This window comes from Methylobacterium sp. Leaf88 (assembly GCF_001422795.1).
Taxonomy (GTDB): Bacteria; Pseudomonadota; Alphaproteobacteria; order Rhizobiales; family Beijerinckiaceae; genus Methylobacterium.
Map to the genome: position 1 here is coordinate 119,140 of NZ_LMMK01000012.1, position 17,623 is coordinate 136,762.

Below are 17,623 nucleotides of genomic sequence, written 5' to 3' on the forward strand. Positions count from 1 at the left end.
CCGACGCGGAGACCTTCGGCCGGGCCCCCAAGACCTCCATCGACTACGCCGTGATGGAGCGGACCCGGCATGCCGGCGTGCGCCCGGTCTCGTTCCCCTGGTCGGATGTCGGCACCTGGGACGCGGTCTGGGCGGTGCTGGCGCACGATGCCGACGGCAACGCCGTCCGGGACCGGGTCGAGACCATCGACACCCATGGCAGCCTGATCCACAGCGAGGGCGAGCACCTGACGACGGTGGTGGGACTGGACGACGTCGTTGTGGTCAAGACCCCCGACGCCGTGCTGGTGACCTCGAAGGCACGCTCGGGCGAAGTCAAGGATCTCGTCACACGCCTGCGCGCGCAGGGCCACCCGGAGGCGGACGCCCATCGGCGGATGTACCGGCCCTGGGGCTGGTACCAGCGCATCGACCTGGGCGAGCGCTTCCAGGTCAAGCGGATCATGGTGACGCCGGGCGGGCGGCTGTCCTTGCAGAAGCACTTCCACCGGGCCGAGCACTGGGTCGTGGTCAAGGGCACGGCGGAGGTGACACTGAACGAGTCGGTGGTGCTGGTGCACGAGAACGAGGTGATCTACCTGCCGATCGGCTCGATGCACCGCCTGACCAACCCGGGCAGGATCCCCCTGAAGCTCATCGAAGTGCAGGTCGGCTCCTACACCGGCGAGGACGACATCATCCGCGTCGAGGATATCTACGGACGATGAGATCGAAATAAGTCCTTATTGTGTAGACCGTCCCGCTTTGCTCCTGAGGTTAAAACATTGAGATAAGCTCGCATCATTCATGATATTGCTCAAAATTCCTATTATTCTAATCCGACAACCTCGAATGAGCTTATTCAAAGAATTCGGTGGTGGGCTGTAAAGATGCTAGGCGTGTCTGCCAGCATACGCCAATTCAGTCACCCTCATCGCGCTAGGAGGGCGGTCTGGTCTTCCTGCGCGAGTTTGAGGAGGTTCTGTCCGTAGGCGGTCTTGGCGAAGAGCTTGCCGCGGGCGATGAGCNTCGACGCGGAGGCCTTCGGCCGGGCGCCCAAGACCTCCATCGACTACGCCGTGATGGAGCGGACCCGGCATGCCGGCGTGCGCCCGGTCTCCTTTGCGTGGTCGGATGTCGGCACCTGGGACGCGGTCTGGGACGTGCTGGCGCACGATGCCGACGGCAACGCCGTCCGGGGCCGGGTCGAGACCATCGACACCCATGGCAGCCTGATCCACAGCGAGGGCGAGCACCTGACGACGGTGGTGGGGCTCGACGACGTCGTCGTGGTCACGACCCCCGACGCCGTGCTGGTGACCTCGAAGGCGCGATCGGGCGAGGTCAAGGATCTCGTCACCCGCCTGCGCGCGCAGGGCCACCCGGAGGCGGACGCGCATCGGCGCATGTACCGGCCCTGGGGCTGGTACCAGCGGATCGACCTCGGCGAGCGCTTCCAGGTCAAGCGGATCATGGTGACGCCGGGCGGACGGCTGTCCTTGCAGAAGCACTTCCACCGGGCCGAGCACTGGGTCGTCGTCAAGGGCACGGCGGAGGTGACACTGAACGACTCGGTGGTGCTTGTGCACGAGAACGAGGCGATCTACCTGCCGATCGGCTCGATGCACCGCCTGACCAACCCGGGCAAGATCCCCCTGGAACTGATCGAGGTGCAGGTCGGCTCCTACACCGGCGAGGACGACATCATCCGCGTCGAGGATATCTACGGACGGTGAGGCCGTCGGGCGCCCTCCCCGAAAGCCTTCCTGTAGGGCCGCAGGGGCACTGACGGCTCCGCGATACCGGTGCGGGACGATCGTCCGAGTTCCCACCGCCACCGAGAAATCGGCTTCCGAGGAGGACGTGCTGGGACGAAAATCACCGCGCGTCGGTCGGACGTCGTCAGGCTTCGTCCGGAATGACCTCGACCGCGCCGTCGACCCGCTCGATATCGAGCGAGAGATGGGCCCGGAACAGGACCTGCGCCTCTTCGCCCCGCACGATCGCCAAGTAGTCCTGTCGCTCGGTCTCGACGCTGAATTCCTGCGCGATCTTGGCCATGATGCGCACGAGCTTCGTGCGCACCGCATCCTCGTCGGACAATTCGAATCCGACCTTGTCCTTGACGAAATTGGCTCCGTCGTGGAGGTCGATGAAAAAGCGTGGCATTGACAATATTACCCGTGGGAATTTATCCCACTCCATGAAATTAACCTAAGCCGTTCGCGGATCAAGTGCAATCGGTGGTCCTTGCGTAGGGCTGATCCGGGACGGATTTGTCAGCTCCATCGTCTATGCGAGTGGGCATGACGATGTCTCGGTTCGCCTCTGTCCGATGCGCTGGTTCGCGCTACTGGGTAACGCGCGGGACAAGGCCGCGGCCGTTGCGGTATCACGCCTCACCTGCCCACCCGCTCCGGTTGCCCGTGCATGTTCTTTCCCTTGTCGAAGCTGCTGTACTTCCTTGTGACGCCGTCGAACGCCCTTGCCCTGCTTGTCCTGCTGGGGATCGGATTGGCGACAGGGGGATGGCTTCGGAGCGGGCTCTGGATCGGCGGCCTGGCGGCCATGTTTCTTTTGGTCGCCGGCCTGTCACCCCTGCCCGTCCTCATCGCCCTGCCGCTCGAGGAGCGATTTCCCGCATTCGTCGACGATGGTGCACCGGTCACCGGGATCATCGTTCTCGGCGGCGCGATCGAGACCCGGCTTTCGGCGGATCGGGGACAACTCCTCCTCAACGACGCGGCCGAGCGACAGGTCGCGATGGCGGATCTGGCCCGGCGCTATCCCCAGAGCCGTCTCGTCTTCACCGGCGGAAGCGGCAGCCTCGGCGGCAGCAAGGCCTCGGAATCCGAGATCGTCGGTCGCTACGCCGACACGATGGGGCTGCCGCGCACCCGGCTGATCCTCGAGGATCGCTCGCGCAACACGCGCGAGAACGCGCGCTTCACCGCCGACATGGTCAAGCCGCAGCCGGGGGAGCGCTGGGTTCTCGTCACGTCGGCCTGGCACATGCCCCGGGCGATCGGCTGCTTCCGCGAGGCCGGCTTCGCCGTCACCGCCTATCCCGTGGATTATCGCACCGGCGGTTGGCGAGACGTCCTGCACGTCAATGCCTTCGCGTCCGAGGGGTTGGCGCTCCTGGACATCGTGACCAAGGAGTGGTTCGGCCTCGTCGCCTATCGGCTCAGCGGCTACACCGATGCCCTGCTGCCGGCGCCTCAGGCCTCGTCCGGCGCGGGGGCCGCGGCCCCGAGCCGATAGACGCCGCGGAAATCGTCCGGGTCTTCAACCGGCTTTCCCTTGCGCAGGATCGCGACTTCGCCGGCCTTGGTCATCCGCACAGCGATCCGGCGGATGGGCTGCATCAGGGGGCTCCAGCCCTCCGGCTGCGGTCCCCCGAGTTCCCGGGCCACCTCGGACGGACAAATGGTCTTGCCGGCCTCGCGGGCCGCGAGAAGGCGCAGGATCGTCTCCGCGATCAGCGTTTCGGACGGCCCCTTGCGTTCGGGGCGACCCGTCGATTTCGGTTCCGGCTTCGCCGCGACCTTCGGGGGCGCCTTCGCGGCGGGGATCTTCGGGGAGGAGGTGCGCTGGCGCGTGGGCTTCTTGGGAATCGTCATGGCTGCCATCCCTGCCCTGTCCCGTCGTCTTCCGCCAGCAGGGCGGCGCGAATTCGCGAGGCGAATTGCCGTCGCCACATCACCAGCACCACCGCGGTGGTCGTCAGCATGAGGAGCCAGGGGCTCACGAACCAGCCGAGATAGGCCAGGGCGAAGAAGAAGGCGCGCTGGCCGCGCGCGAAGTGGCTTCCGGCGGCAATATTCATCGCGGCCGCCTTGCGCGCCGCGCGGAGCATCTGCTCCGGCGTCGCATCCGAACCTTTCGGCGGCACCGCGCCGAGGAGGATCGCGCCGTAATTGAACAGCCGGTAGGCCCAGGAGAACTTGAAGAAGGCGTAGACGAAGACGACCGCGAGGCCCGCCACCTTGATCTCCCAAGTCAAGCGCGTGGCGATGGCGCCGAAGGGGAGCGTACCGAACAGGGTGAGGACGTCGTCCCCCGAGCGTGACAGGGTCAGGACGCCGCCGAGGGCGATGAGCGAGGTCGAGGCGAAGAAGGCCGTCCCGTTCTGGAGGGAGGCGTTGATCGTGGTGTCGACCACGCGGTTGTCGCGCCCGATGAGCTGGCGCGTCCACTCCGCCCGCTGCGCATTCATGATCTGGCTGAGGCTGGTGCGGCGCCCGCGCATGCGCGCCACCGCGATGCCGTAGCCGGCCCAGGCGGCCACGAAGTAGCTGAGGGCCGCGAGGTCGAGATAGGAGAAGTCGGCGGTCAGCATCGCGTCCGGTCTCTCGACGACCGATCGCCGGGCGCCCCGCCCGGGCGCTAGCGCGGAAGCCGACGCCCTGTCCAGACGAAGGGGGGCCGGATGTGTCTCACCCGGGACGAAGCGTCAGCGGATCGCGAAACCGGTCTGCGGCGGTGCGACCGCAGGCTCCGTCACGGCGATGTCCGTGACGCGGGCACCGGGCGGACCCTGGCGGCAGGCGTCCAGCATCCGTGCCACGGCATCGGGGGCTCCGGAGAACAGGGCCTCGACGGACCCGTCCGGGCGGTTGCGGACGAACCCGGAGAGGCCTTGGCGATCCGCCTCGCCGCGCGTCCAGAACCGGTAGCCGACGCCCTGGACCCGGCCCTTGATGATCACCGCGACGGTTCGGATCTCGGGCATCGCAGTCTTGTCCTTCGTAGCATCGTTGGGCGGCGGCGGTCCGGAAGACGCGATGGCACGCCGCCGAGGGAGAGGGACCTGCGCGCGCAGAACTCCATGCGGACTTGCCTCGTCTTCGACAGCCCGAAGCCGGACCCGGGCGATCGAAGACCATCCGGGGAGCATGGCTCAACCGGCGCGCCCGCGCTGCCAGGCCTGTAATTCCGCGCGATAGGCAGCCGGCAACTGCGCGGCGACAGCCGCGGCGAGGACGGCTTCGAGGTAGCCCGGACGGGGCGCCCCCGTGGCGCTGGTGCCGCCGAGATAGATCAGCGCCCGCTTCGAACCGCCCGGCACCGAGACCGGCTGCATCGCCTTGATGTAGAGGCCCGAGGCGACGCCCTCGTAGCGGTCGAGGGCCGGGACGTCTCCGAGGGCGAGATCCCACAGTATACCATGCACGGTCGCGCGTGGGTCGCGCACCACGGAGGCGTAGCCCTCCCGCATGATGATGAAGCGGTGCCGGTTGAGGCGGCCCTGCCCGATCAAGGTCGAGCGCGGGCAGCGCGCGGCCATGGCGCCGGCATCCATGTTCGCGCCGTAGGCGAAGTAGAGGGGCATCGACCGGGTCCAGGGCGTCCGTCCCGGGCCGCGCCGCGTCCCGGGACGGGAGGCGACGCGGCCCGGGGCCGGCCGCGCGTCAAGCGAATTCGAGGATGACCGCGTCGACCGCGAGGCTGTCGCCTTCCTTGGCGGCGATCTTGGCGACGGTGGCGTCGCGCTCGGCCCGCAGCACGTTCTCCATCTTCATCGCCTCGACGATGGCCAGGGGTTCGCCGTTCTTCACCTCCTGGCCTTCCTTGACCAGGATCGCCTTGACGAGGCCGGGCATCGGGCAGAGCACCTGCTTGCCGGAGCCGGCATCCTCCTTGACCGGCATCAGGGCGGCGAGGGCCGCCTCGCGCTGGGTGTAGACCCGGGCCTCGGCCGCGGCGCCGGCGTGCTGGAGGGCGACGCCGTTGAGGAGGCCGCGGACCTGCATCGCCACGCGGGCCCCGCCGATCTCGCCCTGCCAGACGGGTTCGCCCGGGCGCCAGTCGGAGGAGACCGGCCAGGTGGTGCCGTCGGCGCCCGTGACGATCAGGGTGCCGCCGACGGCGTCGACGGTAACCGGGTAGGATTCGCCCGCCAGGACCACGACGCGGTCGCGCTCAAAATGCAGCAGGGCCGGATCGCGCATCTGGCCCGAGATGCCGCGCTTGCGCTGGTTCATCTTGTGGTCGATGGCCGCGGCCGCGGCCGCCATGCGCTGGGCGATCGCGCCCTTCGGCTCGGGGGCGACGAAGCCCTCGGGGAACTCCTCGGCGATGAAGCCGGTGGAGAGGTTGCCCGAGCGCCAGCGCGGATGAGCCATCAGGGCGGCGAGGAACGGGATGTTGTGGCGGATGCCCTCGATGGCGAAGGCGTCCAGCGCCTCGCCCTGGGATTCGATGGCCTCGGCCCGGGTCGGGGCCCAGGTGACCAGCTTGGCGATCATCGGGTCGTAGTGGATCGCGATCTCGCCGCCCTCCTCCACGCCGGTGTCGTTGCGGACGATGGCGCCGCCGAACTCGCCTTCGGCCGGCGGCCGGTAGGTGGTGAGGCGCCCGATCGAGGGCAGGAAGTTGCGGGTCGGGTCCTCGGCGTAGACCCGGCTCTCGACGGCCCAGCCGTTGAGCTTCACGTCTGCCTGGCCGAGCGGCAGAGCCTCGCCGGCCGCGACCCGGATCATCAGCTCGACGAGGTCGAGGCCGGTGATCATCTCGGTGACCGGATGCTCCACCTGCAGGCGGGTGTTCATCTCGAGGAAGTAGAACGACTTGTCCTGGCCGGCCACGAACTCGACGGTGCCGGCGGAATCGTAGTTCACGGCTTTCGCCAGCGCGACGGCCTGCTCGCCCATCTTGCGGCGGGTGGCCTCGTCGAGGAGCGGCGACGGCGCCTCCTCGATGACCTTCTGGTTGCGGCGCTGGATCGAGCACTCGCGCTCGCCGAGGTAGATCACGTTGCCGTGCTTGTCGCCGATCACCTGGATCTCGATGTGGCGCGGGTCGGTGATGAACTTCTCGACGAAGACGCGGTCGTCACCGAAGGACGAGGCGGCCTCGGACTTGGCGCGGGCGAAGCCCTCCGCCACCTCGCCGGAGGAATGGGCGATGCGCATGCCCTTGCCGCCGCCACCGGCGGAGGCCTTGATCATGACGGGATAGCCGATCTCGTCCGCGATGGTGACCGCGTGCTCGGGGCTCTCGATGACGCCGAGGAAGCCCGGCACGGTGGAGACCGTCGCGGCCGAGGCCGCCTTCTTGGATTCGATCTTGTCGCCCATCGCCGCGATGGCGGCGGGGTTGGGGCCGATGAAGACGATGCCGGCCGCTTCCAGCGCGCGCGGGAAGGATTCGCGCTCGGACAGGAAGCCGTAGCCCGGATGCACGGCCTGGGCGCCGGTCTGCTTGCAGGCGTCGATGATCTTGTCGATGAGCAGGTAGGACTGCGCCGCCGGGGCCGGACCGATGTGCACGGCCTCGTCGGCCATGGCGACGTGCACGGCGTCGCGGTCGGCATCCGAGTAGACCGCCACGGTCTTGATGCCCATGCGCCGGGCGGTCTTGATGATGCGACAGGCGATTTCGCCACGGTTCGCGATCAGGATCTTGTCGAACATCTTTCCGCGCACTCTGGTCCGTCAGGGAACATGCGGCGTCTTGCAAACGCCCAAGCTGGTTCCCGTTAAAGCAGTTATGCGGCTTCGGGAAGCTGATCGATCCAGGCCGGGGGCCTGTTTATGCACGGCCACGACCGACAATCTCACGGTGCGATGCACCATATGATTTTGAATGCGAAATATCAGGGGCTGGCGGCTCCTAAGCAGCCAGCAATTCGCGCATCCGGTCGCTCTCGGCGGTGGCGCGGTTTGCCGCCAACGCGAAGGCGATGAGGGCTTCGTCGCTGGCCTGGGCCTCACGCACGACCTCGCGAGCGAGGCGGGCGGCGAGACGGGTCGGGCCGCTGCCGGCGCGCAGGCTGCCCACCAGCCAGGCGGCCACGCCCGCATCGATGTAGCCGGTGGGGCGCTCGCCCCAGACGGCGAAATCCACCACCGACGCGACGAGGTAGTCGCCGAAGCTCGTATCCGCGAAGGTGACGATGCGCTCGAGGGCGATCAGCATGTCGGCCTCGTCGCGGCACACGAAGCCATCGGGGAGGATCTCGCGCGCCAGGATCTGGACATCCTCGGCGGTGATGCAATCGGCTGCAACGATACGGTTACAGAAAACCTGAAGCGAAAGGTTGATCATCTCTTGATGCCTCCCCGGCTTTATCTTGGCCGGTCTGTGTCCCTGTCGATGGTTCGACTATGCAGGACGGCATCGTTCAAGCGGTTAACGGGCAAATCTGAATCACTGTTCAGGTTAAAGCCTGCTCACGAATGAGCCTTTCGAAATCCTGACGCTCCGGAGCCGGCGCACCCTCCCCGCTCCGAGGGCCGCGGGCGGAGCCGGCGCCCCGTCAGCCCGCGATGCCGGGCCCGAGGATGCGCATGTCGAGGCGTCCCTCGGCGTCGCGGAAGACGTCGTAGGTTACCCGGTCACTGATCGTGTTGTCCGGGCCGAAGATCAGCACCTTCGGCTTGCGCGCGATCACGTCCTCGATGGAGCCGTAGGTCGCGGAGGCGATGATGACCTCGTCGCCGACCTGGCAGGTGCGGGCAGCGGCCCCGTTCAGGATGCAGCAGCGCGATCCCGCCGCGCCGTAGAGCACGTAGGTGCTGATCCGGGCGCCCGACATCTTGTTCCAGATCTCGACGAATTCGAGGGGATCGAGGCCGACCTCCCGGCAGAAGTCCGCGTCGAGGGTGATCGAGCCGTGATAGTTCAGGTCGGCACCGGTCACCCGGAGGCCGTGCAATTTGGCGCGGACGAAACTCTGCATCGGTCTGGCTCTCCCTCGTGCGGTCGCGTTGTTAATCGGCGCCGTCGCGGGAGGCCAGGTCTATCTGGCGCCGACCGGACCGCTCAGGAGAGCCGGGACGATCCGCTCAGGCCCCGGATCGAGCCCCGCAGATGATCGGGTTCGAGGTCCTCCACGGGGCGCCCCTCCGGGGCCCGGACTTCCGCGCGGAGCTGCCCGGCGCGAGGCCGTGGGTGCCCTTGAAGGCCCGCGCGGCATGGCTCGGCGTGACGAACCCGAGGGTCCAGACCAGATTCGAAATCCGCACGTCCCTGCCGCTGCGGAAGATGGCCGAGCGCAGGCGGGCCACGCGGCGGCGCAGGATCTCGTGCCCGACCCCGCCGACCGGGACGAAGGCCCGGTAGAGGGCGCTGCGGGACAGGCCGGAGCCGGAGGCGACCGCGCGCATGTCGAGGTCCCGCCGCCCCAGATGCGCGCCGCCTCGCGCTGGTGGACGGCGCCAGCGATCTGCCGGTCACGCAGGAGCAATCCGGCGGCGCGGCGCCCCCTCACGGCGGCCTGGAGGCGGTCGCCGATCCGCGAGACCGTCGAGCCGATCGCGTAGAGGTCGAGGTAGGCCGCGAAGCGGTCCCGCGCATCCGTGGCGAAGACGGTCTGGCTCACGGCGGGCCGTTCGGCGCCCGGCGCGTCGACCGGGGGGCGTCCGGCGCCCCAAAAGGCGGCGGGCGCTCCGATGATCCTGCCCGCCTCGCCATCCCCGCGCGCCCCGCGCCTGCCTTGCAGGCAGGGCTCGGCACACGCGAGGGTCACCGGGCACGCCAGGTGTTCGTGAGCGTTTCGGGGGGCGCGCCTTCGTGCCGGGACGTGCGGCGGGGTGCCTGGGCATCGGCCGTCCCGACGCCATGACCTCGCCCGGACCGGGCGTCTCGGGCGCGACGACGTCGCGCTCCCGTTGTGCCTGCCGGTTCTCGCGGCGCAGGCGAACGCGCTCATCGTCACGTCGGGATCGGCCGTCGGCGGATCGATCCGCCCGGTTCGTGACAGCGAACCCCCGCGCGAGGCGGTCGGCGTTCCGCCGGCCCACCGTGCCGCCGGGCGTCACCGCGGGATGCGCCTGGGGGCTGGTGCCGACGAACGACCCGCCGCGACCGACAAACCACCCGCGCTTGGTTAAGTGTCAGCGCACCACCACCTTCGCGCCGATCGGCACCCGGTCGTAGAGGTCGACCACGTCGTCGTTGCGCATGCGGATGCAGCCCGAAGAGACCGCCTGACCGATCTTCTCCGGCTCGTTGGTGCCGTGGATGCGGAACAGCGTGTCCTTCTTGCCCTCCGCGAGATAGAGGGCGCGGGCCCCGATCGGGCTCGTGGGGCCACCTTCCAGGCGCTTCGGCAGGTCGGGCCGGCGGGCCAGCATCTCCGGCGGCGGGTTCCAGTCCGGCCATTCGCCCTTGCGGTCGACCTCCGCCGTCCCGGCCCAGGCCATGCCGGCATGGCCCACGGCCACGGGATAGCGCACGGCCTTGCCGTCGGGCAGCACATAGTAGAGCCGCCGCTCCTTGGTGACCACGATGACGGTTCCGGGCGCTTCCCGCGTCGGGTAGTCCACGGTGGCGCGGGCGATCTTTGGATCGATGGGGGCGCTCGGCGCGAGCTTCATCCAGGCCTTGTCGCGCTCCGGCCCGCTCAGGGGGGCGGGCGCCGCGGCGAGCGGTCCGGTCGCCCCCGGATTGGTCTGGGTGTTGCAGGCGCCGAGCGGCAGCAGCGTACCGATCAGGAGGAGAAGGGCGGGCGCGCGCATGGATGAGGGCCTGTCTCGACCCGCCGGTCACCGGGCGCGGTCTGATCGATTCGTGTTCGGACAGGTCTTGCACAACCCGAGCCGAGCGCGCATCCCGGCAACGTGATCATGCGCAAGATGTGATACATTGGCATCATCTGTTGTCTTAAAGCGACAGATCGGCGGCCGCAAAGGGATGACCGTGACGACGCTGTACGTGAGCCACCCGTCCGCCCTCGATCATGCCATGCCGGAAGGGCATCCCGAACGCGCCGACCGGATCCGGGCGGTGGAGCGGGCCCTCGAGGACGAGCGCTTCGCTGGGCTGGTCCGCGGCCAGGCCCCGAGGGCCGAGACCTCGGTGCCCACCCTGGTCCATCCCGTGCCCTACGTGCAGGCGATCATCGAGGCGTCGCCGACGGAGGGCTACGTCCAGATCGACGGCGACACCCTGCTCTCCCCCGGCACCGTCGAGGCGGCCCTGCGCGGGGTCGGCGGCGCCGTGCACGCGGTCGATGCCGTGATGGCGGGCGAGTGCGCCAATGCCTTCGTGGCCATGCGGCCTCCGGGCCACCATGCCGAGCGCATGACCGCGATGGGGTTCTGCGTCTTCAACAACGCCGCCATCGCGGCGCGCCATGCCCGCGAAGCCCACGGGGCGAGCCGGGTGGCGATCGTCGATTGGGACGTCCACCACGGCAACGGCACGCAGGACATCTTCTGGGACGACCGCTCCGTGATGTACGCCTCCACCCACGAGATGCCGCTGTTTCCGGGTACGGGCGCCGCGTCGGAGCGGGGCAACCACGACACCATCGTCAACGTACCCCTGCGGGCGGGCGACGACGGCCCGGTCTTTCGCGAGGCCTTCGAGGCCGGCATCCTGCGCCGCCTCGACGCCTATGCCCCCGACCTCATCATCATCTCGGCGGGCTTCGACGCCCACCACCTCGATCCCCTCGGCCATGTCGAGCTTACCGAAGCCGATTTCGGCTGGGCGACCCGCCGCCTGATGGCGCTGGCCGATCGCCATGCCGGCGGGCGCGTCGTCTCGGTCCTGGAGGGCGGCTACAGCCTCAAGGGGCTCGGCCTCTCCGTCGCCGCCCACGTGGATGCGCTGATGGGGCGCTGAGTCTCCGGCGCCGGTCCGCCCGTTCGCCCTCAGGCGACCGGCTCCGGGACGAGGGCCGGATTGTCCGATGGATCCGCCATGGCGACGGCGATCTCGAACAGCAGAAGGTCGATCAACCGCCGCATCACCGGCGTCCCGGCCTCCGCGATGACGGCCCGCGCCGCGATGCAGTGGGCGGCGAGGACGTCGAAGGCCTCGCCCTTCGGTGGCTGGATCAGGGTGAGCATGGCAGGTCCTTTGCGGCCGCGCGTCAGGCGGCGAGGTAGGGGTAGGTCGGAGCGAGGACGGAGTCCGTCCGCCCCGTGAGGGCGCGCAGGCGTGCCAGCGTCCGCTCGTCGAATTCCGCGGTGGCCGCGATGATGTCCTCGCCGCTGATCGATTGCGGCAGGCCCAGCGGCCGGGCCCGGAAGTGGAGCTGCACCACGTGCAGCAGGTAGAGGGTCGGCATTTGCAGCACGAGCTGGCGCACGCCGTTGGCGAGGCCCCACTCGACGATGCCGGAGAGCAGGCTGAGCGAGACCGGATTCACCGCCTTGCCCCGTCCGCGATGGGACCGGGCGACGGCCTGGCGCGTCCATTCCCAGGTGTCGTGGCCGCAGGGCAGCGCCACCTCGCAGAGCTGCGGCAGCACGTCGGAGAGGAGGTGCGGCCGGGTCGTCGGCAGGAGCCGGCTGTAGCCGATGACCCGCCCAGCCTCGATGGCAAGGAAGTGCATCGCGTGGGCCGTGTCGAACTGGTCGATCTCGCGCCCATCGGGACGAGCGAGGTCGAGCCAACGCTTTTCCTCGACGAAGATCGCGTGCCTCAGGCGCCAGACCTGTTCCATTTCTTCGCGGAAGCAGTATTCATTCGCGGGTGTCACGATCTGAATCATGTCGAAACCTCCGTTCCGAGGCCGGTTCTGACATGATCGGGACCGTCACAAACCTACGGGAACCCGTAGGTCGACGCCGCGAGGCGTGCGGGATCGACGCCGGCGGACCCTGCGCGGGTGGTCGCGATGGCCCCCGCGAGGGGGCCGCGTCAGGTGATCAGTCCGCGCCGCAACGCCACCGCGACCGCTTGGGTCCGGTTGGTGGTGCCGAGCTTCGTCCGGGCCGAGCGCAGGTGGAAGTCGACCCCGTGGGTCGAGATGCCCATGACCTCGCCGATCTCCCAGTCGGTCTTGCCCTCCGCCGCCCATTGCAGGGCCTCGCGCTCCCGCGGCGCGAGCCGGGCGGCCCGCGCCGCCCCCGCCGGGCCGCGCAGGCGCAGGAGATGGCCGAAGGCGTAGGTGGCGATGAGGTGGAGCATCGGCCGGTCGCCGGGATTCAGCCCGAGGCGCTCGCCCGAGAGGCTGAAACCCGCCATGTCGCCGTCGAGGGTCATCAGCGGGACCGTGATCCCGTCGCGGAGGCGGAACTCGCCCGCCTCCGCCATTACCCGGCGGGCGCCGGCATCGTCGCCGAACCGCTCGCCCAACTCGCTCCAGGCGAAGGGCGCCGTGCTGTGGGCGAGGTGACGGACCGTGGGGTCGTGGAAGGCGTAGCCGCGCGCCAGGTAGCGCCGGCCCCATTCCTCCGGGAAGGTGTTGACTAGGATGTGTCCGTGCTGCTGCCGCGCCGGCGTGCCCTTGCGGGGAATGGTCCCCGCCATGGCATGGGACACGCCGTGCGCCGCGAATTCCGTCACCAGCAGGCGCCCCACATCGTCGGTGCTCGCGGTCCGGTCGAGGGCCCGGAGGAAGCCCAACGTCTGATCCAGCGCCTTGCGCGTCATTGCAAATCCGGCATCGTCACCCCCGGTTGAGTGAAAACCGGATAACTCTAGATTGTCAACGCGCCGATGGCCTACGTGTGGCGAGGGCAGCGGGCGTCACCCGAACAGGTCCACCGTCGTGAAGCCCCGCGCCTGCATCCGCTCGGCGAGGACGCGGCGATGGCAGCGCGCCGGCTCGCGCTCGAAGCAGAGCAGGCAGATCGGCGTGCGGTCGGCCAGGGCACAGAGTTCGTCGAGGGCGAGGCCGCCATCGGCGGTGTCAAGCACCTCCTCGCAATAGATGCGCCGCATCAGCGCGGCATCGTCGGCGCGGGCCGCCTGTCGGCCGGCCTTCGGCGTGCCGAGGCTGCGGGCATGGGCGTAGCCGATGCCGGACTCCTCCAGGCTGGTGCGCAGGGCGGTCTTGGAGAAGCCGCGCTTGCGGGAATTCGCCACGGCGCGGACATCCGCCAGGGTTCCCACCTCTGCGTCCTTCAGAGCCGCGATCAGGCGCTCGGGATCGAGACCTTCGTACCCGATGGTGAACAGAACCTTCACGGCACCCTCCTGTGTCCCAAACCCGCAGGCACGGCCTGCACTTAGGGGGTGGTGCCCGTGGGGGCCAGGGTGGATGCCGACCGCCTATGTGGCTTGCCCGACACGGCTTCCGGAAATCCGCCGCATTGCCGTCAAAGGTCTGTTAACCGCGCCCGGGTCATCCCTTAGCCATTGGTAGCGCGTAGAAGCTGGTGGGTCGGGCAACGATGCGGCTGTGGAACGGGACTGCCCCGGCACGTCAGAACCAGCGTGCGCCGCTGACCGCCTTGCGCGCCGGATTGCGGCGCGGCGCGGCGGTCGCCGTGCTGTCCGCCCTCGCGGCCTGCTCGGGGACCACGGATTTCTATCCGACCAAGGGCGATGCCAAGCCTCATCCCGGCGTCGCGCGGGCCAAGCAGCACCCGGTCCAGGGCATCGACATCTCGAAGTGGCAGGGTCCCGTCGACTGGATGTCGGTGCGTGCGGCCGGCACCCAGTTCGCCTTCATCAAGGCGACGGAGGGCGGCGACCACGTGGACGAGCGCTTCCGGACGAACTGGGACGGGGCCGCGCAGGCCGGCGTGCCGCGGGGCGCCTACCATTTCGTCTTCTGGTGCCGCTCGGCCCAGGACCAGATGGCCTGGTTCAAGAAGAACGTCCCCAACGACCCGACCGCCCTCCCCCCCGTCCTCGACGTGGAGTGGAACGGCCATTCGCAGCTCTGCCCGAAGAAGCTGCCCAAGGCCCAGGCCCTGTCGATGATCCGCTACATGCTCGACGAGATGGAGCGCTACACCGGCAAGCGGCCGATCATCTACACCGACATCACCTTCCACAAGGACGTGCTCGAGGACGAGCTGCCGGACTACCCGCACTGGGTCCGCTCCACGGCCGCCGAGCCGGAGCAGCGCTACGTCAAGCGCAAGTGGATGCTGTGGCAGTTCACCTCGACCGGGCGGGTTCCGGGCGTGCGCGGCGACGTCGACCGCAACGCCTTCTACGGCACCCCCGCCGAGTGGGCCTCGTTCCTCTCGACAGATTGCGATCCGCGCGAGCACCGCAACCTTGCCGATCGCGGACTCTGCACGGGCAAGTAGCGCCAAGGGTCGTTCCCGGCCTCGAACCTCTGACCGACTCCAAGCACGGCGTCCCGGCGCCGGGCCCGGTCGCCCCTCAGGCGCCGGCGCCCATCACGGTCGCCATCACGGTCCCGTAATGGCAGGCCGTCGCAGCGAGGACGAAGGCGTGCCAGATCGCGTTCTGGTACGGCAGGCTGCGCCAGACGTGGAAGACGACCCCGAGGGAGTAGAGGACGCCGCCCAGGGCGAGCATCCAGACGGCATCGCTGCCGAGTCGGCCGATCACCGCGTCGTAGGCGACGACCCCGCTCCACCCGAGGGTGAGGTAGAGCCCGATCGAAACCCGGTCGTAGCGCCCGGGCAGGAGCAGCTTCAGGGCGATGCCGATCGCCGCCACCAGCCAGACCGTGCCGAGAAGGCTCCACGCCGGCAATCCGTCGCCCACCAGGGCGACCAGGGGCGTGTAGGTGCCTGCGATCATCAGGTAGATCAGGGCGTGGTCGGCGCGCCGCAGCAGCCATTTCCGGCGGGACACCGGCCACATGTTGTAGGTGGCCGAGACGCCGAGCATCGAGACGAGGCCGGCCGCGTAGATCGTGACCCCGGCACGCTCGAGGAGCGAGAGCGGCGAGAGGGCGGCGATCACCACGATGGCGATGGCACCCGCGACGCCGAGGGCGACACCCACGACGTGGACGGCGCCATCCGCCAGGATTTCTTTCCGGGTATAGTTCCAGGTCACTCCCGTTGGGCGTCCGTCGTCCGCTAAAAGCATCGCCGACCTCCGGTATATCCGTTGAGGCTACGCTTGAACCTGTTGCCGCGTTCCCCGCGACAACTACCGAGTTGGAGCGATCAACAGGAATCTCTTCGGGCGAGGACTAGCCCGGAAGGATGTTGGGATAACGGTTCGCGATGGCGACGGCCCAGACGGCGCCGAGCAATCCCGTCAGGCCGAGGGCCAACCAGGCCTGCTTGCCGTGACGGCGCTTCGCCGGGGATGGGGTCTGACCGGCGGAGGCGGCTGTCCGGGGCTCGGAGGTCGTCCGGGTCTCGGAGGGGGTCGGCTCGGATGCGGGCGTGCGCCGGGTCTCGGTATCCTGCATGCAGGGATCGTCCTCTCGCGGTTCAGGGGCGTCGGACGAGGGGGGACCCGAGGGCTCCGGCCGCGTTCCGACGGGGGTCGAACGTGCGGGGGCCAGAGTGGTTCGTTGCAGTGCGGTCGCGATGTGGCGATCCGCACATGCCGGGCCTCGGCCGCATCCGTCACGCGATCGCGTCGATCCGGCAACCGTGTCGCTCAGGGAGCTCTGTCGATCACGCTGCCCTGCCGATCACGCCGTTCTGCCGGTGAGCGTTTCGTAGCCGAAGGGGGTCGACGGGCGTCCGAGGGGCGCCGGGACGTGGGATCGGGCCGCTCGCCGGGCATGGACCGTCGCCATCGTCAGCACCGCCATGGCGAAGACCTGATGGGCGAGCGCGGCCCAGAGCGGCACGGCCAGCAGCAGGGTGGTGATGCCGAGGACGGCCTGGGTGAGGACGAGGGCGGCGATGCCGGTTGCCCGGCGGCCCATGCCCGAGCCCGGGCGCGCCCGGCGGGCGTCGAACGCATGAACGAGGGCCACCGCCAGCAGCAGGTAGGCGGTCAGGCGATGGTTCAGCTGCACCAGGGCGAGGTTGTCGACGAAATTCTCGATCCAGGGCGTCCCGGCGAAGAGCTCCGCGACCGGCGGGATGAGGTGCCCGTCCATGGTCGGCCATGTGTTGTAGAGGAGACCAGCCTTCGAGCCCGCCACGAGGCCGCCGAGGAAGATCTGCACGACGACGAGGGTCATGATGGCCAGGGCCGTCCGGCGCAGGCGGGGCGGATCGACCTCGACGGCGGCGTCCGGCGCCCGCAATCCGGCGGCGAGCCAGACCAGACCGGCCAGGATCAGGCTGGCGGTGGTGAGGTGCAGGGCGAGCTTGAGGGGCGCCACGGCGGTCATCCCCGGCTGCAGGCCGGAGGCGACCATGATCCAGCCGATCGCGCCCTGGAGCCCGCCCAGGAGCCCGAGGCCGAGGAGGCCGAGGCCGAGGCGCCGGGTCAGGGCGCCGCGCCACCAGAACCAGAGCAGCGGCAGGAAGAAGACGAGGCCGACGATGCGGCCGAGGAGGCGATGGCCCCATTCCCAGGCATACAGGACCTTGAAGTCCGAAAGCCCCATGCCCTGGTTCAGGATGCGGTACTGGGGCGTGTCGCGGTACTTGTCGAACTCCGCCGCCCAGGCCTCGGCCGAGACGGGCGGAATTGCCCCGGTGACGGGGCGCCACTCGGTGATGGAGAGCCCGGAACCAGTCAGGCGGGTGGCGCCGCCGACGGCGACCATGCCGACGACGAGGGCGGCCAGAACGTAGAGCCAGATCCGCACGCCCCGTAGGCCGGGGATCGCGCCGGTCGCCTGTTCGCCTGCTCGCACCACGTCGCTCCTCGCATCCCGCCCGGGCGCCGGACGGCGCGCCTCGGATGGATGCGGGTTAAGCGAGGTAGGCGCTGTGGGCAACGCTCAGCGACGACGCACCGGGGGCCAGGCCCTCGGCATCCAGCTCGCGCTGGCGGCTGAGCGACAGCATCTCGAGCACGGCGATGACGATCCAGGGCCCCGCGATCCCGATGAAGAACGTCATGCCTGCGAATCCTCCGGCGCGCCACGCGCGACAGCGAGAATAGGCGA

The 17,623-nt window shown here is 69.2% G+C and carries 22 protein-coding genes and 1 pseudogene; 5 read left to right on the plus strand and 18 right to left on the minus strand.

All coding sequences use genetic code 11. The features are described 5' to 3' along the window. On the plus strand, window positions 1–707 hold a 707-nt coding region (locus tag ASF20_RS24875), incomplete at its 5' end, for a cupin domain-containing protein (protein ID WP_244476349.1). A 301-nt stretch (window positions 708–1,008) separates the two neighbouring features. Then, window positions 1,009–1,715: pseudogene (locus ASF20_RS06905) on the plus strand (cupin domain-containing protein); the annotation flags it as partial. A 166-nt stretch (window positions 1,716–1,881) separates the two neighbouring features. Here the strand turns inward: ASF20_RS06905 and ASF20_RS06910 are convergent. After that, window positions 1,882–2,148 carry a hypothetical protein gene (locus ASF20_RS06910; protein WP_056211408.1) on the minus strand — a complete coding sequence of 89 codons (267 nt, stop codon included), beginning with the start codon at window positions 2,146–2,148 and terminating at the stop codon, window positions 1,882–1,884. Between the two features lie 261 nt (window positions 2,149–2,409). On the opposite strand from ASF20_RS06910, the gene ASF20_RS06915 reads away from it, so the two are divergent. After that, window positions 2,410–3,243, plus strand: coding sequence for a YdcF family protein (locus ASF20_RS06915; RefSeq protein WP_056272389.1), 834 nt, complete (start codon window positions 2,410–2,412; stop codon window positions 3,241–3,243). Here ASF20_RS06915 and ASF20_RS06920 read toward each other — a convergent pair. The 9 genes from ASF20_RS06920 to ASF20_RS06960 all read right to left on the minus strand — a co-directional run bounded on the left by ASF20_RS06920 (window position 3,201) and on the right by ASF20_RS06960 (window position 10,445). After that, a complete protein-coding gene (locus tag ASF20_RS06920) occupies window positions 3,201–3,464 on the minus strand; it encodes a DUF3253 domain-containing protein (RefSeq protein WP_056273630.1) in 264 nt (87 codons plus the stop codon). The genes ASF20_RS06915 and ASF20_RS06920 overlap by 43 nt on opposite strands. Before the next feature lie 134 nt (window positions 3,465–3,598). Continuing rightward, entirely contained in the window at window positions 3,599–4,321 is a 723-nt protein-coding gene (locus ASF20_RS06925; RefSeq protein ID WP_055953252.1) for a DUF599 domain-containing protein, read from the minus strand. A gap of 114 nt (window positions 4,322–4,435) precedes the next feature. After that, complete coding sequence (locus ASF20_RS06930; RefSeq protein ID WP_056272392.1) at window positions 4,436–4,714, minus strand: acylphosphatase; 279 nt, start codon at window positions 4,712–4,714, stop codon at window positions 4,436–4,438. A 168-nt stretch (window positions 4,715–4,882) separates the two neighbouring features. Continuing rightward, window positions 4,883–5,314, minus strand: a complete 432-nt coding sequence (locus tag ASF20_RS06935; protein WP_056272395.1) for a gamma-glutamylcyclotransferase family protein — start codon at window positions 5,312–5,314, stop codon at window positions 4,883–4,885. A gap of 79 nt (window positions 5,315–5,393) precedes the next feature. Next, window positions 5,394–7,397 (minus strand): acetyl/propionyl/methylcrotonyl-CoA carboxylase subunit alpha, encoded by a 2,004-nt coding sequence (locus ASF20_RS06940; RefSeq protein ID WP_056272398.1) that lies wholly within the window; start codon window positions 7,395–7,397, stop codon window positions 5,394–5,396. A gap of 199 nt (window positions 7,398–7,596) precedes the next feature. After that, the gene (locus ASF20_RS06945) at window positions 7,597–8,031 is read right to left on the minus strand and encodes a hypothetical protein (protein WP_056211400.1); all 435 of its coding nucleotides are present in this window, start codon (window positions 8,029–8,031) and stop codon (window positions 7,597–7,599) included. A gap of 211 nt (window positions 8,032–8,242) precedes the next feature. Continuing rightward, entirely contained in the window at window positions 8,243–8,665 is a 423-nt protein-coding gene (gene panD, locus ASF20_RS06950) for an aspartate 1-decarboxylase (protein ID WP_056272401.1), read from the minus strand. A gap of 106 nt (window positions 8,666–8,771) precedes the next feature. Then, on the minus strand, window positions 8,772–9,092 hold the full coding sequence (locus ASF20_RS06955; protein WP_056272404.1) for an AraC family transcriptional regulator: 321 nt from the start codon (window positions 9,090–9,092) through the stop codon (window positions 8,772–8,774). 729 nt (window positions 9,093–9,821) lie between these two features. Beyond that, window positions 9,822–10,445 carry a L,D-transpeptidase gene (locus ASF20_RS06960; RefSeq protein ID WP_056272406.1) on the minus strand — a complete coding sequence of 208 codons (624 nt, stop codon included), beginning with the start codon at window positions 10,443–10,445 and terminating at the stop codon, window positions 9,822–9,824. 181 nt (window positions 10,446–10,626) lie between these two features. Here ASF20_RS06960 and ASF20_RS06965 point away from each other — a divergent pair, with 181 nt between their 5' ends. Then, window positions 10,627–11,556, plus strand: coding sequence for a histone deacetylase family protein (locus tag ASF20_RS06965; RefSeq protein ID WP_056273632.1), 930 nt, complete (start codon window positions 10,627–10,629; stop codon window positions 11,554–11,556). Window positions 11,557–11,585: 29 nt separating this feature from the next. Here the strand turns inward: ASF20_RS06965 and ASF20_RS06970 are convergent, their stop codons facing one another. The 4 genes from ASF20_RS06970 to ASF20_RS06985 all read right to left on the minus strand — a co-directional run bounded on the left by ASF20_RS06970 (window position 11,586) and on the right by ASF20_RS06985 (window position 13,842). Then, window positions 11,586–11,783, minus strand: coding sequence for a hypothetical protein (locus tag ASF20_RS06970; protein WP_056211391.1), 198 nt, complete (start codon window positions 11,781–11,783; stop codon window positions 11,586–11,588). 23 nt (window positions 11,784–11,806) lie between these two features. After that, window positions 11,807–12,430 carry an acyl-homoserine-lactone synthase gene (locus ASF20_RS06975; RefSeq protein ID WP_056211389.1) on the minus strand — a complete coding sequence of 208 codons (624 nt, stop codon included), beginning with the start codon at window positions 12,428–12,430 and terminating at the stop codon, window positions 11,807–11,809. A 149-nt stretch (window positions 12,431–12,579) separates the two neighbouring features. Continuing rightward, window positions 12,580–13,314, minus strand: coding sequence for a LuxR family transcriptional regulator (locus ASF20_RS06980; protein ID WP_056211387.1), 735 nt, complete (start codon window positions 13,312–13,314; stop codon window positions 12,580–12,582). Between the two features lie 96 nt (window positions 13,315–13,410). Continuing rightward, window positions 13,411–13,842: a DUF488 domain-containing protein gene (locus ASF20_RS06985; protein WP_056273638.1), complete on the minus strand. Its 432-nt coding sequence runs from the start codon at window positions 13,840–13,842 to the stop codon at window positions 13,411–13,413. Between the two features lie 215 nt (window positions 13,843–14,057). On the opposite strand from ASF20_RS06985, the gene ASF20_RS06990 reads away from it, so the two are divergent. After that, window positions 14,058–14,927 carry a GH25 family lysozyme gene (locus ASF20_RS06990; protein ID WP_056211385.1) on the plus strand — a complete coding sequence of 290 codons (870 nt, stop codon included), beginning with the start codon at window positions 14,058–14,060 and terminating at the stop codon, window positions 14,925–14,927. Window positions 14,928–15,003: 76 nt separating this feature from the next. On the opposite strand, the gene ASF20_RS06995 is transcribed toward ASF20_RS06990, so the two are convergent. The 4 genes from ASF20_RS06995 to ASF20_RS24570 form a co-directional block, all read right to left on the minus strand. Beyond that, window positions 15,004–15,684 (minus strand): hemolysin III family protein, encoded by a 681-nt coding sequence (locus ASF20_RS06995; RefSeq protein ID WP_056272409.1) that lies wholly within the window; start codon window positions 15,682–15,684, stop codon window positions 15,004–15,006. Between the two features lie 106 nt (window positions 15,685–15,790). Then, complete coding sequence (locus ASF20_RS07000) at window positions 15,791–16,015, minus strand: hypothetical protein (RefSeq protein WP_056211382.1); 225 nt, start codon at window positions 16,013–16,015, stop codon at window positions 15,791–15,793. Window positions 16,016–16,243: 228 nt separating this feature from the next. Next, on the minus strand, window positions 16,244–17,371 hold the full coding sequence (locus ASF20_RS07005; RefSeq protein WP_056272412.1) for a COX15/CtaA family protein: 1,128 nt from the start codon (window positions 17,369–17,371) through the stop codon (window positions 16,244–16,246). Window positions 17,372–17,426: 55 nt separating this feature from the next. After that, window positions 17,427–17,576 (minus strand): hypothetical protein, encoded by a 150-nt coding sequence (locus tag ASF20_RS24570; protein ID WP_200917650.1) that lies wholly within the window; start codon window positions 17,574–17,576, stop codon window positions 17,427–17,429. Between the last annotated feature and the right edge of the window lie 47 nt (window positions 17,577–17,623).

Coding starts and splice junctions, on each gene's coding strand:
- ASF20_RS06910 (WP_056211408.1), bottom strand. CDS start 2,148: ATGCCACGCTTTTTCATCGACCTCCACGACGGAGCCAATTTCGTCAAG.
- ASF20_RS06915 (WP_056272389.1), top strand. CDS start 2,410: ATGTTCTTTCCCTTGTCGAAGCTGCTGTACTTCCTTGTGACGCCGTCG.
- ASF20_RS06925 (WP_055953252.1), bottom strand. CDS start 4,321: ATGCTGACCGCCGACTTCTCCTATCTCGACCTCGCGGCCCTCAGCTAC.
- ASF20_RS06930 (WP_056272392.1), bottom strand. CDS start 4,714: ATGCCCGAGATCCGAACCGTCGCGGTGATCATCAAGGGCCGGGTCCAG.
- ASF20_RS06935 (WP_056272395.1), bottom strand. CDS start 5,314: ATGCCCCTCTACTTCGCCTACGGCGCGAACATGGATGCCGGCGCCATG.
- ASF20_RS06940 (WP_056272398.1), bottom strand. CDS start 7,397: ATGTTCGACAAGATCCTGATCGCGAACCGTGGCGAAATCGCCTGTCGC.
- ASF20_RS06945 (WP_056211400.1), bottom strand. CDS start 8,031: ATGATCAACCTTTCGCTTCAGGTTTTCTGTAACCGTATCGTTGCAGCC.
- panD (WP_056272401.1), bottom strand. CDS start 8,665: ATGCAGAGTTTCGTCCGCGCCAAATTGCACGGCCTCCGGGTGACCGGT.
- ASF20_RS06955 (WP_056272404.1), bottom strand. CDS start 9,092: ATGCGCGCGGTCGCCTCCGGCTCCGGCCTGTCCCGCAGCGCCCTCTAC.
- ASF20_RS06960 (WP_056272406.1), bottom strand. CDS start 10,445: ATGCGCGCGCCCGCCCTTCTCCTCCTGATCGGTACGCTGCTGCCGCTC.
- ASF20_RS06970 (WP_056211391.1), bottom strand. CDS start 11,783: ATGCTCACCCTGATCCAGCCACCGAAGGGCGAGGCCTTCGACGTCCTC.
- ASF20_RS06975 (WP_056211389.1), bottom strand. CDS start 12,430: ATGATTCAGATCGTGACACCCGCGAATGAATACTGCTTCCGCGAAGAA.
- ASF20_RS06980 (WP_056211387.1), bottom strand. CDS start 13,314: ATGACGCGCAAGGCGCTGGATCAGACGTTGGGCTTCCTCCGGGCCCTC.
- ASF20_RS06990 (WP_056211385.1), top strand. CDS start 14,058: ATGCGGCTGTGGAACGGGACTGCCCCGGCACGTCAGAACCAGCGTGCG.
- ASF20_RS06995 (WP_056272409.1), bottom strand. CDS start 15,684: ATGCTTTTAGCGGACGACGGACGCCCAACGGGAGTGACCTGGAACTAT.
- ASF20_RS07000 (WP_056211382.1), bottom strand. CDS start 16,015: ATGCAGGATACCGAGACCCGGCGCACGCCCGCATCCGAGCCGACCCCC.
- ASF20_RS24570 (WP_200917650.1), bottom strand. CDS start 17,576: ATGACGTTCTTCATCGGGATCGCGGGGCCCTGGATCGTCATCGCCGTG.